Below are 14814 nucleotides of genomic sequence, written 5' to 3' on the forward strand. Positions count from 1 at the left end.
GCCCCGAGGGGGAGCTGACGGTGCCTCAGGAGGAGTCTCGGTTTGCGCGGTTGACGCCTTTGCGCCCTACCGCGCCGTCCCCGTCGGTGGCAGGCTGCCCCCATGATGGGGGCATTCAGGAGGATTCGGCGGGGGGCACGAGGCCGGCGCACGGCGGTGGCGGCGGTGTTCGCGGTGGTCGCCGTGGGCGGGGCCGTCGCGTGCGAGCCCGGCGGCATCAGCCCCGCGTCCGTCGCGTACACCGTCGACGAGACCGTGACCAAGGAGCTGAACCGGCAGAAGGCGGGCGTGCGCTGGCTGACCTGCACGGCCTCCTACGGCAACGGCGGCAAGGCGTCGCCGTCGGCGGGCGGGGCCGGTGAGCGGACCGTCGCCTCCGTCGACTGCCAGGGGGAGACGAAGGACGGCAAGGACATCGACGTCACCGGCCGGGTCACCCACGCCGTGGAGGGCGCCTGCGTCCGCGGCACCATCACCGCGAAGGTCGACGGCAAGACCTGGTTCACGGTCGACGGGCTCGGCGACTGCGACCGCACCAGCCCGCCGCCGGTCGGCGGGGGCGGCGGCGGGAACGGGCAGCCCGGACCGACCGTGACCGTGACCGTCACCCAGACCATCTGGTGCGACCGCTACCCGGACTGCCGTCCCGTCGAGGGCAAGTGATCCGAACCCTGTCCGCGCGACGGCGTCCCTGCATAGGGTGATCGGGTGACATCGCCTGCTTACCTCCGGTTCCCCCATGTGCACGGCGACCTGGTCGCCTTCACCGCCGAGGACGACGTGTGGCTCGCCCCGCTCGACGGCGGCCGGGCCTGGCGGGTCAGCGCCGACAACGTGCCGGTGACCCACCCCCGGATCTCGCCCGACGGCACCACCGTCGCCTGGACCTCCACCCGCGACGGCGCCCCCGAGGTGCACATCGCCCCGGTCGACGGCGGCCCGGCGAGGAGACTGACGTACTGGGGCAGCATGCGGACCCAGGTGCGCGGCTGGACCACCGCGGGCGAGGTCCTGGCGATCAGCACCGAGGGGCAGGCCAGTCTGCGCCGCACCTGGGCCCGTGCCGTGCCGCTGGACGGCGGCCCGGCCGCCACCCTGCCCTACGGACCCGTCGGGGACGTCGCCCACGGCCCGCACACGGTGCTGCTGTCCGCGCCGATGGGCCGCGAGGCGGCCTGGTGGAAGCGGTACCGCGGCGGTACCGCGGGCAAGCTGTGGATCGACCGCGAGGACGACGGGGAGTTCGTGCGGCTGCACGAGGACCTCGACGGCAACCTCGAGTACCCGCTGTGGGTGGGGGGCCGGGTCGGCTTCCTCTCCGACCACGAGGGCACGGGCGCCCTGTACTCCTCCCTCGCCGACGGCTCCGACCTGCGCCGGCACACCCCCCTCGACAGCTTCTACGCACGGCACGCCGCGACCGACGGCAGCCGCGTCGTCTACTCCAGCGCCGGTGAGCTGTGGCTTCTCGACGACCTGGACGGATCCGAGCCGCGCCGGCTGGACGTGCGCCTCGGCGGGCAGCGCGTCGACCTCCAGCCGTTCACGGTGAACGCCTCCCGCTGGTTCGGTTCGGCCTCCCCCGACCACACCGCCCGCGGCAGCGCCGTGTCCGTGCGCGGCTCCGTGCACTGGGTCACCCACCGCTCCGGCCCGGCCCGCGCGCTCGCCGCCACCCCCGGCGTCCGGGCCCGGCTGCCCCGCACGTTCCGCGCCGACGGCGAGGAGTGGGTGGTGTGGGTGACGGACGCCGAGGGCGACGACGCCCTGGAGTTCGCGCCCGCCACCGGCCTCGCCCCGGGCGCCACCCCGCGCCGGCTCGCCGCCGGGCAGCTCGGCCGGGTGCTGGACCTCGCCATGGCGCCCGACGGCAGCCGTGCCGCCGTGGCCTCCCACGACGGGCGTCTGCTGCTGGTGGAGCGGGAGACCGGCGAGGTGCGGACCGTGGACCGCAGCGAGGACGGCGACATGTCCGGCCTGGTCTTCTCACCCGACTCGGCCTGGCTCGCCTGGTCCCACCCCGGCCCGCGCCCCCTGAGCCAGCTGAAGCTCGCCAACACCACCGACCTGTCGGTCACCGAGGCCACCCCGCTGCGCTTCCAGGACTACGCGCCGGCGTTCACCGCCGACGGCAAGCACCTCGCCTTCCTGTCGACCCGCGCCTTCGACCCGGTCTACGACGAGCACGTCTTCGACCTGGCCTTCGTGGAGGGCGCCCGGCCGCACCTGATCACCCTCGCGGCCACCACGCCCTCCCCGTTCGGCCCGCAGCGGCACGGCCGCTCCTTCGAGACGCCCGACCGCGAGGAGACCCCCGACAGCGAGGGCACCCCGACCACGCGCATCGACCTGGACGGCCTCGCCGACCGCATCGTGCCCTTCCCGGTCGAGGCCGCCCGCTACTCGGGCCTGCGCGCCGCCAAGGACGGGGTGCTGTGGCTGCGGCACCCGGTCAGCGGGGTGCTCGGCGCGGCCCGCGCCACCCCGGACGCCCCGGAGCCCAAGACCGAACTGGAGCGCTACGACCTCGCCCAGCAGCGCCTGGAGCATCTCGCCGCGGACGCCGACCACTTCGAGGTCAGCGGCGACGGCAAGCGGGTGCTGCTGTGGACCGACGGACGGCTCAAGGTCGTCCCCAGCGACCGGCGCGCCTCCGGCGACGACGACAGCGACTCCAACATCACCGTCGACCTGGGCCGCGTACGCCAGTTCGTCGACCCGGCCGCCGAGTGGCGGCAGATGTTCGACGAGAACGGCCGCATCATGCGCGACCACTTCTGGCGGCCGGACATGAGCGGCGTCGACTGGGACGGCGTGCTGGACCGCTACCGCCCGGTCGTGGACCGCTGCGCCACCCACGACGACCTGGTCGACCTGCTGTGGGAGGTCCAGGGCGAACTGGGCACGTCCCACGCCTACGTCACCCCGCGCGGCAGCCACGGCAAGGGCCCCCGGCAGGGACTGCTGGGTGCCGACATCTCCCGTCACGAGGACGGCAGCTGGCGCGTCGACCGCATCCTGCCCTCGGAGACCTCCGACCCGGATGCCCGCAGCCCGCTGGCCGCGCCCGGTGTCGCCGTACGCCCCGGGGACGCCCTCGTGGCGATCGCCGGGCAGCCGGTCGACCCGGTCACCGGCCCCGGACGGCTGCTGGTCGGCACGGCGAACAAGCCGGTGGAACTGACCATCTCCCCGGCCGGCGGCGGTGAACCCCGGTACGCCGTCGTCGTCCCGCTCGCCGACGAGGAGCCGCTGCGCTACCACGCCTGGGTCGCCGACCGCCGCGCCTACGTCCACGAGAAGTCCGGCGGCCGTCTCGGCTACCTCCACGTCCCGGACATGCAGGCGCCCGGCTGGGCCCAGATCCACCGCGACCTGCGCGTCGAGGTCGCCCGCGAGGGCCTGGTCGTCGACGTCCGCGAGAACCGCGGCGGCCACACCTCCCAGCTCGTGGTGGAGAAGCTCGCCCGGCGCGTCGTCGGCTGGGCCGTGCCGCGCGGCATGCGCCCCTACAGCTACCCCGAGGACGCCCCGCGCGGCCCGGTCGTGGCCGTCGCCAACGAGTTCTCCGGCTCGGACGGCGACATCGTCAACGCCGCCATCAAGGCGCTGGGCCTCGGACCGGTCGTCGGCACCCGCACCTGGGGCGGCGTCATCGGCATCGACAGCCGCTACCGCCTGGTCGACGGCACCCTGGTCACCCAGCCCAAGTACGCGTTCTGGCTGGAGGGGTACGAGTGGGGCGTGGAGAACCACGGCGTGGACCCCGACGTGGAGATCGTCCAACGCCCGCAGGACCACGCGGCGGGCCGGGACACCCAGCTGGACGAGGCGATCAGGCTGGCGCTGGAGGCACTGGAGTCCAGCCCCGCCAAGAGGCCCCCGGCTGTTCCGACCCTGTGAGGGGCGCGGGGCCCTGTCGATGTGCGGCTCCGCCGCGGCAGCGCGACCAGCCACAACGCACCCGCACAAGACGACGATACGATGCCCGGGTCGGACCTCGACGTCGGCCAACCCTCGGAGGAGACATGGCAGGGGAACCCCAGGACGACTGTCTGTTCTGCAAGATCGTCGCGGGCAGCATCCCGGCGACGGTCGTGCGTGAGACGGAGACGACCCTCGCCTTCCGCGACATCAACCCCCAGGCCCCGACGCACGTCCTGGTCATCCCCAAGGCGCACCACGAGAACGCCGCCGCCCTCGCCGAAGCCGACCCGGCCCTCGCCGCGGACGTGCTCCGCGAGGCCCGGGCCGTCGCGGAGGAGGAGAAGCTCGACAGCTACCGCCTGGTGTTCAACACCGGCAGCGGCGCCGGCCAGACGGTCTGGCACGTCCACGGCCACGTGCTCGGCGGCCGCGGCCTGCAGTGGCCCCCGGGATGACGCGCCTTGTCCGTACGTGAACTGGTCGTCCTCGGCACCGCCAGCCAGGTGCCGACCCGGCACCGCAACCACAACGGCTACCTGCTGCGCTGGGACGGCGAGGGCATCCTCTTCGACCCCGGCGAGGGCACGCAGCGGCAGATGCTGCGTGCCGGGGTGGCCGCGCACGACCTGAACCGGATCTGCGTCACGCACTTCCACGGCGACCACAGCCTGGGCCTGGCGGGCGTGATCCAGCGCATCAACCTCGACCGGGTGCCGCACCAGGTCACCGCCCACTACCCCCGCTCCGGGCAGCGCTTCTTCGACCGGCTCCGGTACGCCACCGCCTACCGCGAGACCGTCGGCGTCACCGAGGCGCCGGTCGCCGCCGACGGCCCCCTCGCCCGCACCGGCGGCTATGTGCTGGAGGCCCGGAAGCTGTCGCACCCGGTGGAGTCCTACGGCTACCGCATCGTCGAGCCCGACGGCCGGCGCATGCTGCCCGAGCGGCTCGCCGCGCACGGCCTGAAGGGCCCGGACGTGGGCCGCATCCAGCGCGAGGGCTCCCTCGGCGGCGTCTCGCTGGAGGACGTCAGCGAGGTGCGGCGCGGGCAGCGGTTCGCCTTCGTCATGGACACCCGGCTGTGCGACGGCGTGTACACGCTGGCCGAGGGCTGCGACATGCTCGTCATCGAGTCGACCTTCCTCGACGAGGACGAGGAACTCGCCGTCGAGCACGGTCATCTGACGGCCGGTCAGGCGGCGCGGGTGGCACGGGAGAGCGGAGTGCGGCACCTGGTGCTGACCCACTTCAGCCAGCGCTACGGCGATCCGGAGGAGTTCGAGCGGCAGGCGCGGGCCGCCGGGTACGAGGGCGAGCTCAGCGTGGCCCGCGACCTGCTGCGGGTGCCGATTCCGAAGCGTCGGTGAAACGCCCGTACGATGCTTTGATGCCCCTCCCCAAAGCCGAACTGCACCTTCACATCGAAGGCACCCTGGAGCCGGAGCTCGCCTTCGCACTCGCCGCGCGCAACGGCGTCACCCTGCCCTACGCCGGCACCGACGAACTGCGCGAGGCGTACCGCTTCGCGGACCTGCAGTCCTTCCTGAAGCTGTACTACGAGCTCATGGCCGTGCTGCGCACCGAGCGGGACTTCGAGGACCTGGCCAACGCCTACCTTGCCCGGGCCGCCGCGCAGGGCGTGCGGCACGCCGAGATCTTCTTCGACCCGCAGGCCCACACCGGGCGCGGCCTGGACCTCGGCACGGTCGTCGAGGGGCTGTGGCGCGCGCTGGGGAGCAGCGAGGCGAACCACGGTGTCTCGACCCGGCTGATCCTGTGCTTCCTGCGCGACGAGTCCGCCGAGTCGGCCCTGGCCACCCTGGACGCCGCCCAGCCCTACCTGGACCGGATCACCGGGGTCGGCCTGGACTCCGCCGAGGTCGGGCACCCGCCGGTGAAGTTCCGCGAGGTGTACGAGAGGGCCGCGGCGCTGGGACTGCGCCGGGTCGCGCACGCCGGCGAGGAGGGGCCGCCCGCGTACATCACCGAGGCGCTGGACGTCCTCGGCGTCGAGCGGGTCGACCACGGGCTGCGCTGCGTGGAGGACCCGGCGCTGGTGGAGCGGCTGGTGCGCGACCGGGTGCCGCTGACGCTGTGCCCGCTGTCCAACGTCCGGCTGCGCACGGTGGACTCCCTCGCCGAGCACCCCCTGCCGGCCATGCTGGACGCGGGCCTGATGTGCACGGTCAACTCGGACGACCCGGCCTACTTCGGGGGCTACGCCGGGGACAACTTCGACGCCGTGCGCGAGACGCTCGGACTCGGTGAGGAGCGGCTGCGCGAGCTGGCCCGCAACTCCTTCCTCGCCTCGTTCCTGGAGGACGACGAGGAGCTGCGGGCGCGCTACCTGGCCGAGGTCGAGGCGTACACCTTCGGCTAGGCCGTCACCGCCAGGCCGTCACAGGGCCTCGGACCCCGCCTTGCCGTACGCGCGCTGGGCGGCGACGGCCGGGGCCTCCACGGGGATCTCCACCACCGGCTGCTCCGGGGCGCCGATCTCCGGGACCGCGCCGGTGGGAGTGCCCGTGGCGGCGGCGACCAGCGCGGCCGGGTGGCCGCCGCGGCGCCGGATCGCACCGGGGAGCAGCGGACGCCCGCCGGTGTGCAGGGCGACGGCGGTCATCGGCAGGGCGATCACCAGCAGCCCGGCCCCGAGGACGGCGCCCATCGCCGGGAAACCGGCCTGCGCCGACAGGACGCTGCCGGTCAGCGGCCCGGCCGCCGTGCCGAGCGAGGAGGCCGAGCCGACCAGGACGGCCCACCGCCCGCGCGGGTCGAGCGAGGCGGCCAGCCCGATCAGGTACGACAGCACCACCGGGTACAGCGTGTTCCAGGCGATCTCCCCGGCGGCGAAGCTGCCGAACCCGGTGGCGGAGGCGCTCAGCACGATGCAGCCGGCGATGAGCGTGGTGCCCAGGCCGATCGGCACCGCCCGGCCGAGTCGCGCCCCGAGGGCGCCGGCCGCGAGCACGCCGGTGAGCCCGGCGCCCAGGGCCACGGCGAAGACGGCTCCGACGGTGGCCTCGCCGAGGTGCGCCTGCTCCAGGCCGATCCGGCCGCTCACGCCCCACAGCGAGTTCTGGGCGAGCGACCAGCACACCATGGCGGCGGCCAGCACCAGTCCGGAACGGGCGTGCGGCAGTCGTGCCGTGCCGGTCCGGACGGGGGTCGGGGGAGTCCCGGCGGGCAGCCTGCCGGTCAGCGGCCACACGGCCGCGGCCGTGAGGGCGATCGCGGCGAGCGGCAGCCCGTGGCCCGGGCCGAGGTGAGGCACCGTCAGGTACACGGCGCCCGCGAGGGCGGAGACGCTGAGCAGCCCGGCGGTGGAGGCCCGGTGGGGGTCCTTCTGCCCGGCGATGAGGGTCGCGGCGACGGTGGTGGCCGTGCCGGAGCCGACCCCGCCGATCATCGCGCCGGCGACGACGGCCGGGACGGCGGTGGTCAGGGCGGCGCCGCCGTAGCCGAGCAGGGCCAGGGCGAGGCCGAGCCGGGCGAGGGCGCGGGCGCCGATCCGTTCGACCCGTGAGGCCAGGGCGAATCCGGCGGCGGCCGAACTCAGCAGCAGGGCGCTGCCGACGGCCCCGGCCTGGGTGGCGGAGAGCGCGAGCCCGGAGTCGAGGCGGCCCACGGTGGTGGGCAGCAGATACGGGGCGAGGTACCCGGCCGTGAAAAGGGCGACGAGGGGCCAGGGAGTGGTGCGGGGGGCGAACACGGGCGTTCCCAGGGCGTGCGAAAGGAGCGGCGATCAGGGGGGAGGGGCGACGACCGTCGACGGACAGGAACGCGCGGGCAATTTGTATCAAGCAAGTACTCGGACACGGGAGCCCGATCGGTGTGATCTGGAGCACATCGCGTTTGGTGGAGTGAAGCACGGGTAAACGCGGGCCTTCGCCTGGTCGGACCCTCTGCCGCACCCCTCTGTGGTCGCACCTGTTGACGTTCGCATACGCAGCCAGCATTCTCATACATGGATGACGTCTACGTGAGGAGATGACGTGAGCGCTGGTGCGGTAGCGGTCGCGCGGCGGCTGCGCGAGGGCATGGCGAACGGGGTGCTGTCCTTCCCGCTGACCGCCTTCCGCGACGACGGCACGCTCGACGCGGACGGCTGCCGCGCCCATGTCGCGGACCGGCTGGCCGCGTCCCCCGGCGCGGTCTTCCCGGCCTGCGGGACCGGCGAGTTCTTCTCCCTGGACGAGGACGAGTACCGGCAGGTCGTGGCCCTCACCGTCGAGGAGGCCGCCAGCCGGGTCCCCGTCGTCGCCGGCATCGGCTACGGCTGGGCCCAGGCCGCCCGGTTCGCGCGCATCGCCGAGGACGCCGGAGCCGACGCCCTGCTCGTCCTGCCGCACTACCTCGTCGAGGCGCCGCAGGACGGCCTCGCCGCCCAGGTCGAGCAGATCGCCGCCCGCACACCGCTGCCGCTGATCGTCTACCAGCGCGGCCGGACCGCCTTCACCGCCGACTCCCTGCGCCGCGTCGCCGCCCTGCCGCACGTCATCGGCCTCAAGGACGGCCACAGCGACCTCGACCGGCTCCAGCGCCTCACCCTGGCCGCGCCCGAGGACTTCCTGTTCTTCAACGGCGCCGCCACCGCCGAGGTCCAGGCCCGCGCCTACGCCGCGGTCGGTGTGCCCGCCTACTCCTCCGCCGTGCACGCCTTCGCCCCCGAGATCGCCGGCGCCTTCTTCACCGCCCTGCGCGACGGCGACGACGGCACCGTCGACAAGCTCCTGCGCGGCTTCTACGTCCCGTTCGTCGAGCTGCGCGACCGCGTCCCCGGGTACGCCGTGTCGCTGGTGAAGGCCGCCGCCCGCCTGCGCGGCCAGGCCGTGGGCCCGGTACGCGCCCCGCTCACCGACCCCGCACCGGCCGACCTGGCCGCCCTCGGCACCCTCCTCACCGCCGGACTCGACCTCGTGGGAGCCGCCCTGTGAACCTCGCCATCACCGACGTACGGCTGACGCCGATCCTGGTCGCGGACCCGCCGCTGCTGAACACGCAGGGCGTCCACCAGCCGTACACGCCCCGGCTGATCGTCGAGGTGGTCACGGCGGACGGGGTCACCGGCGTGGGGGAGACCTACGGCGACACCAAGTACCTGGAGCTTGCCCGGCCCCTGGCCGAACAGCTGGCGGGACACCGGGTCAGCGACCTGAACGGGCTGTCCACCCTCGCGGACCGCGTCGCGGTGGACGGCTCCCGGGTGGAGACCGCCGTCGACGTCGGCGGGCTGCGCGGCGTCCAGACGGCGGACAAGCTCCGGCTGTCCGTCGTCTCGGCCTTCGAGGTCGCCTGCCTCGACGCCCTCGGCAAGGCCCTCGGCCTGCCCGTGCACGCGCTGCTCGGCGGCAAGGTGCGCGACGCGGTCGAGTACAGCGCCTACCTGTTCTACAAGTGGGCCGCCCACCCCGAGGGCGTCCCGGCCGAAACCGACGACTGGGGCGCCGCCCTCGACCCGGCCGGAGTGGTGGAGCAGGCCCGCCGCTTCACCGAACGCCACGGCTTCACCTCCTTCAAGCTGAAGGGCGGCGTCTTTCCTCCCGAGGAGGAGATCGCGGCCGTGCGCGCCCTCGCGGAGGCCTTCCCCGGGCACCCGCTGCGGCTGGATCCCAACGGCGCGTGGTCGGTGGAGACCTCCCTGCGCGTGGCCGGGGAACTGGGGGACGTCCTCGAGTACCTGGAGGACCCCGCCCTCGGCACGCCCGCCATGGCCGAGGTCGCCGCCAAGACCGGCGTGCCGCTGGCCACCAACATGTGCGTGACGACCTTCGCCGAGATCGAGGAGGCCTTCACCCGCGACGCCGTCCAGGTCGTGCTCAGCGACCACCACTACTGGGGCGGGCTGCGCGCCACACAGCAACTCGCCGCCGTGTGCCGGGCCTTCGGGGTGGGGGTGTCCATGCACTCCAACACCCACCTGGGCATCTCGCTCGCCGCGATGACGCAGGTGGCCGCCACCGTCCCGGACCTCCACCACGCCTGCGACTCCCACTACCCGTGGCAGTCGGAGGACGTCCTCACCGAGCGGATCGCCTTCGAGGGCGGACGGGTGGCGGTGTCCGACGCCCCCGGGCTCGGCGTGGAGCTGGACCACGAGCGGCTGGCCGTGCTCCACCGGCGCTGGCTGGAGGACGACGGGGCGCTGCGGGACCGGGACGACGCGGCGGCCATGCGGGTCGCCGACCCGGGGTGGGTGACGCCGGCGATGCCCCGCTGGTAGCCGCCGCTCCCCCGCGGTGTGGTGCAGACTGGCCTGATCCGCACCACGTCAGGGAGCGCATCGTGATCGCGTCCACCGCCCCGGCAGGAAAGGGCCCGTCCGGAAAGGGATCGCACCGGCAGAACCAGGTCGATCCCCTCGCCCCGCTGCGCGCGCCGGAGGACCCGCCCTGGGACGTCTACCTCACCGGCACCGTCTTCCTCGACATCGTCTTCACCGGGCTCGACTCCGCCCCGGTGCGCGGGACGGAGTCCTGGGCGCGCGGGATGGGGTCGAGTCCCGGCGGCGTCGCCAACATGGCCACCGCGCTCGCCCGGCTCGGGCTGCGCACCTCCCTCGCCGCGGCCTTCGGCGACGACCACTACGGCGAGTACTGCTGGGACGCCCTGGAGCACGGCGAGGGCATCGACCTGTCCGCCTCGCGCACGGTGCCGGGCTGGCACTCCCCGGTGACCGTCTCCATGGCCTACGAGGGGGAGCGGACGATGGTCTCGCACGGCCACGAGCCGCCCCCGGAGGAGCCCGCCCCCGCCTGCCCGCCCCGCGCCCGGGCCGCCGTCGCCTCCCTCGCACCCGGGGTGAGCGCGCCCTGGATCGCGCAGGCCGCGAGCAAGGGCACCCGCGTCTTCGGCGACGTCGGCTGGGACGACACCGGGATGTGGGACCTGGCCCGGCTGCCCGATCTCAGGCACTGCGAGGCGTTCCTGCCGAACGCGCAGGAGGCCATGCGCTACACCCGCACCGACTGCCCGCGGGCCGCCGCGCACGCCCTCACCGAGCACGTGCCGCTCGCCGTCGTCACCCTCGGCGCGGAGGGGGCGTACGCCGTGGACCGGCGGACGGGGGAGACGGCGGAGGTGCCGGCGATCGACGTCGAGGCGCTCGACCCGACCGGGGCCGGGGACGTGTTCGTCGCCGGGTTCGTGGCCGGGACGCTCGCGGACTGGCCGCTGGCCGACCGGCTGGCGTTCGCGGGGCTGACCGCGGCGCTGTCGGTGCAGGAGTTCGGCGGGTCGCTGTCGGCGCCCGGGTGGTCGGAGATCGCGGCCTGGTGGCGCAGGGTGCAGTCCGTGGAGGGGCAGGACCCCCAGGCGCTGCGGCGGTACGGGTTCCTGGCCGGGCTGGTGCCGGAGGAGCTGGTGCGGCCGTGGCCGCTGCGGCGTGCGGTGCCGACGATCGGATTCCGCCGCTCGGCGTGACCGGCCGCCCCGGGAGCCCGCCGCCCGCCGGGAGCCGCCGCGGCTTCCCCTCGTCCTCCGCTCGTCCGCTGCTCCTCGTCCGCTCGTCCGCTCGTCCTCGCGTCCCCAAAACCCCTACGGCGTTGTCACCGCACCGTCGTACCCTGGGAATCGCGAGGCCGCCCTCAGCTGCGCGGCCGTGACGAGGAGGAACCGCAGGCCTTAAGCGCCGGCCCATGACTCAATCACCGACAGCTCACACCTCCGCGCAGGAGCAGGCGAGAGCGCAGTTCACCGTCCCCGCCCAGCACCCCATGGTGACCGTGCTGGGATCCGGCGACTCCCTCCTGCGCGTGATCGAGAAGGCCTTCCCGGCGGCCGACATCCACGTCCGGGGCAACGAGATCAGCGCGGTCGGCGACCCGAAGGACGTCGCCCTCATCGCGCGCGTGTTCGACGAGATGATGCTGGTGCTCCGCACCGGGCAGCCGATGACGGAGGACGCAGTGGAACGCTCCATCGCCATGCTCAAGGCGAGCGACAACGGCGAGAGCGACGGCCGGGAGACCCCGGCCGAGGTGCTCACGCAGAACATCCTGTCCTCGCGTGGCCGCACGATCCGCCCCAAGACGCTCAACCAGAAGCGCTACGTGGACGCGATCGACAAGCACACCATCGTCTTCGGCATCGGCCCCGCCGGCACCGGCAAGACCTACCTGGCCATGGCCAAGGCCGTGCAGGCCCTGCAGTCCAAGCAGGTCAACCGCATCATCCTGACCCGCCCGGCGGTCGAGGCCGGAGAGCGGCTGGGCTTCCTGCCGGGCACCCTCTACGAGAAGATCGACCCGTACCTGCGCCCGCTCTACGACGCGCTGCACGACATGCTCGACCCGGACTCCATCCCGCGCCTGATGGCGGCGGGCACGATCGAGGTCGCGCCGCTCGCCTACATGCGCGGACGCACCCTCAACGACGCCTTCATCATCCTGGACGAGGCCCAGAACACCAGCCCCGAGCAGATGAAGATGTTCCTCACCCGCCTCGGCTTCGACTCGAAGATCGTCATCACGGGTGACGTGACGCAGGTCGACCTGCCCGACGGGACGAAGAGCGGTCTGCGCCAGGTGCAGGACATCCTGGACGGCGTCGAGGACGTGCATTTCTCCCGGCTGTCGTCCCAGGACGTCGTCCGGCACAAGCTGGTGGGCCGTATCGTCGACGCGTACGAGAAGTACGACACCACGCACGGCACCCAGAACGGCACGCACAAGAGCCGGGGCAAGTCCGCGCACAAGGGGAAGTAGACAAGCACAACACCATGTCGATCGACGTCAACAACGAGTCCGGCACCGAGGTCGACGAGCAGGCGATCCTCGACATCGCCCGCTACGCGCTCGCCAGGATGCGCATCCACCCGCTCTCCGAACTGTCGGTGATCGTCGTGGACGCCGACGCCATGGAGCAGCTCCACATCCAGTGGATGGACCTCCCGGGCCCGACGGATGTCATGTCCTTCCCCATGGACGAGCTGCGCCCGCCGTCCAAGGACGACGACGAGCCGCCGCAGGGCCTGCTCGGCGACATCGTGCTGTGCCCCGAGGTCGCCGAGAAGCAGGGCAAGGACGCGGAGACCCAGCACTCCATGGACGAGGAGCTCCAGCTGCTCACCGTCCACGGAGTGCTGCATCTGCTGGGCTACGACCACGAGGAGCCGGACGAGAAGGCCGAGATGTTCGGCCTCCAGGCGGCCATCGTGGACGGCTGGCGCGCGGAGCGGGGCCTGACCGGCCCGTCCCCGGCGCCGACGGTCTCGTAGCGCCCGCCGATGAGTCCTCAACTCGCACTGGGCGCCATCGCCCTGGTCGTCGTGGCCTGGCTCGCCGCCTGCGCCGAGGCGGGCCTCGCCCGGGTCTCCAGCTTCCGGGCCGAGGAGGCCGTGCGCTCCGGCCGCCGCGGCAGCGCCAAGCTCTCCCAGGTCGCCGCCGACCCGACCCGCTACCTGAACGTGGCGCTGCTGGTCCGCGTCGCCTGCGAGATGGCAGCCGCCGCGCTGATCACCTACGGCTGCCTCAAGGAGTTCGACGGCACGACCGAGGCGCTGCTGGTCGCCATCGCGGTCATGGTCCTCGTGTCGTACGTCGCCGTCGGGGTCTCCCCGCGCACCATCGGCCGCCAGCACCCGCTGAACACCGCGACGGTCTCGGCGTACGTCCTGGTGCCGCTGGCGCGGATCATGGGCCCGATCCCCTCGCTGCTCATCCTCATCGGCAACGCCCTCACCCCCGGCAAGGGCTTCCGGCGCGGCCCGTTCGCCTCCGAGGCGGAGCTGCGGGCGCTGGTCGACCTCGCCGAGAAGGAGTCGCTGATCGAGGACGAGGAGCGCCGCATGGTGCACTCGGTCTTCGAGCTCGGCGACACCCTGGTCCGCGAGGTCATGGTCCCGCGCACGGACCTGGTGGTCATCGAGCGCTTCAAGACGATCCGCCAGGCCCTCACCCTCGCCCTGCGCTCCGGCTTCTCCCGCATCCCGGTGACCGGCGAGAGCGAGGACGACATCGTCGGCATCGTCTACCTGAAGGACCTCGTGCGCAGGACGCACATCAGCCGGGACGCCGAGACCGAGCAGGTCTCCACGGCCATGCGGCCCGCCTTCTTCGTGCCCGACACCAAGAACGCCGGCGACCTGCTGCGCGAGATGCAGAAGGAACGCAACCACGTCGCCGTCGTCATCGACGAGTACGGCGGCACGGCCGGCATCGTCACCATCGAGGACATCCTCGAGGAGATCGTCGGCGAGATCACCGACGAGTACGACCGCGAACTGCCCCCCGTGGAGGACCTCGGCAAGGACCGCTTCCGGGTCACCGCCCGCCTCGACATCGGCGACCTGGGCGAGCTGTACGGCCTGGAGGAGTTCGACGACGAGGACGTGGAGACGGTCGGCGGTCTGCTCGCGAAGGAGCTGGGCCGGGTGCCCATCGCCGGTGCGTCCTCGGTGGTCGCCCTGCCCGACGGGCGGGAGCTGCGGCTGACCGCGGAGGCCGCGGCCGGCCGCCGGAACAAGATCGTGACCGTGCTGGTGGAGCCGGTCGAGCCGCAGGAGGCCCCGCAGGAGGAGAAGGCGCCGTGACCCCTCAGGAACTGCGCGCCCTCTGCCTGTCCTTCGCGGCGGCCGAGGAGGACTTCCCGTTCCGCCCGGAGATCTCGGTCTTCAAGGTGTGCGGGAAGCTCTTCGCCCTGTCGTCGCTGGACGCCCGGCCCCTGAAGGTCAACCTCAAGTGCGACCCGGACGAGGCCGTCCGCCTCCGCCGGGAGCACGCGGGGCTCGTCGTGCCCGGCTGGCACATGAACAAGCGCCACTGGAACACCGTCACGGCCGACGGGGACCTCCCCGACCGGCTGGTCCGGGAACTCGTCGAGGACTCCTACGACCTCGTCGTCGCCGGGCTGCCCCGGGCGGACCGCCTCCGCCTGGACCGGCCCTGA

The 14814-nt window shown here is 73.4% G+C and carries 13 protein-coding genes; 12 read left to right on the plus strand and 1 reads right to left on the minus strand.

The window, feature by feature from the left end:
• The first annotated feature begins 105 nt into the window (after positions 1-105).
• From ACH4C6_RS22705 to ACH4C6_RS22725, 5 genes are all read left to right on the plus strand, one after another.
• Positions 106-663, plus strand: coding sequence for a hypothetical protein (locus tag ACH4C6_RS22705; protein WP_398110440.1), 558 nt, complete (start codon positions 106-108; stop codon positions 661-663).
• A 90-nt stretch (positions 664-753) separates the two neighbouring features.
• Positions 754-3903: a S41 family peptidase gene (locus tag ACH4C6_RS22710; protein WP_398110441.1), complete on the plus strand. Its 3150-nt coding sequence runs from the start codon at positions 754-756 to the stop codon at positions 3901-3903.
• 125 nt (positions 3904-4028) lie between these two features.
• The gene (locus tag ACH4C6_RS22715; protein WP_398110399.1) at positions 4029-4382 is read left to right on the plus strand and encodes a histidine triad nucleotide-binding protein; all 354 of its coding nucleotides are present in this window, start codon (positions 4029-4031) and stop codon (positions 4380-4382) included.
• Positions 4383-4388: 6 nt separating this feature from the next.
• Complete coding sequence (locus ACH4C6_RS22720; protein ID WP_398110400.1) at positions 4389-5294, plus strand: ribonuclease Z; 906 nt, start codon at positions 4389-4391, stop codon at positions 5292-5294.
• Between the two features lie 20 nt (positions 5295-5314).
• Positions 5315-6307 (plus strand): adenosine deaminase, encoded by a 993-nt coding sequence (locus ACH4C6_RS22725; RefSeq protein ID WP_398110401.1) that lies wholly within the window; start codon positions 5315-5317, stop codon positions 6305-6307.
• 18 nt (positions 6308-6325) lie between these two features.
• On the opposite strand, the gene ACH4C6_RS22730 is transcribed toward ACH4C6_RS22725, so the two are convergent.
• On the minus strand, positions 6326-7639 hold the full coding sequence (locus ACH4C6_RS22730; protein ID WP_398110402.1) for an MFS transporter: 1314 nt from the start codon (positions 7637-7639) through the stop codon (positions 6326-6328).
• Positions 7640-7967: 328 nt separating this feature from the next.
• Between ACH4C6_RS22730 and ACH4C6_RS22735 the strand changes: the two genes are divergently transcribed.
• The 7 genes from ACH4C6_RS22735 to ACH4C6_RS22765 all read left to right on the plus strand — a co-directional run bounded on the left by ACH4C6_RS22735 (position 7968) and on the right by ACH4C6_RS22765 (position 14814).
• Positions 7968-8864: a 5-dehydro-4-deoxyglucarate dehydratase gene (locus ACH4C6_RS22735; RefSeq protein WP_398110442.1), complete on the plus strand. Its 897-nt coding sequence runs from the start codon at positions 7968-7970 to the stop codon at positions 8862-8864.
• Entirely contained in the window at positions 8861-10150 is a 1290-nt protein-coding gene (locus tag ACH4C6_RS22740; RefSeq protein ID WP_398110403.1) for a glucarate dehydratase family protein, read from the plus strand. The genes ACH4C6_RS22735 and ACH4C6_RS22740 overlap by 4 nt, the downstream gene beginning before the upstream one ends.
• Positions 10151-10212: 62 nt before the next feature.
• On the plus strand, positions 10213-11349 hold the full coding sequence (locus ACH4C6_RS22745; RefSeq protein ID WP_398110404.1) for a carbohydrate kinase family protein: 1137 nt from the start codon (positions 10213-10215) through the stop codon (positions 11347-11349).
• 215 nt (positions 11350-11564) lie between these two features.
• Complete coding sequence (locus tag ACH4C6_RS22750) at positions 11565-12632, plus strand: PhoH family protein (RefSeq protein ID WP_398110405.1); 1068 nt, start codon at positions 11565-11567, stop codon at positions 12630-12632.
• Between the two features lie 14 nt (positions 12633-12646).
• Positions 12647-13144 (plus strand): rRNA maturation RNase YbeY, encoded by a 498-nt coding sequence (gene ybeY / locus ACH4C6_RS22755; RefSeq protein WP_190898580.1) that lies wholly within the window; start codon positions 12647-12649, stop codon positions 13142-13144.
• A gap of 9 nt (positions 13145-13153) precedes the next feature.
• Positions 13154-14458, plus strand: coding sequence for a hemolysin family protein (locus ACH4C6_RS22760; protein ID WP_398110406.1), 1305 nt, complete (start codon positions 13154-13156; stop codon positions 14456-14458).
• Complete coding sequence (locus ACH4C6_RS22765; RefSeq protein ID WP_398110407.1) at positions 14455-14814, plus strand: MmcQ/YjbR family DNA-binding protein; 360 nt, start codon at positions 14455-14457, stop codon at positions 14812-14814. Before ACH4C6_RS22760 ends, ACH4C6_RS22765 begins: the two co-directional genes overlap by 4 nt.

The sequence above is a fragment of the Streptomyces sp. NPDC017943 genome, assembly GCF_044328425.1.
Taxonomy (GTDB): Bacteria; Actinomycetota; Actinomycetes; order Streptomycetales; family Streptomycetaceae; genus Streptomyces; species Streptomyces djakartensis_A.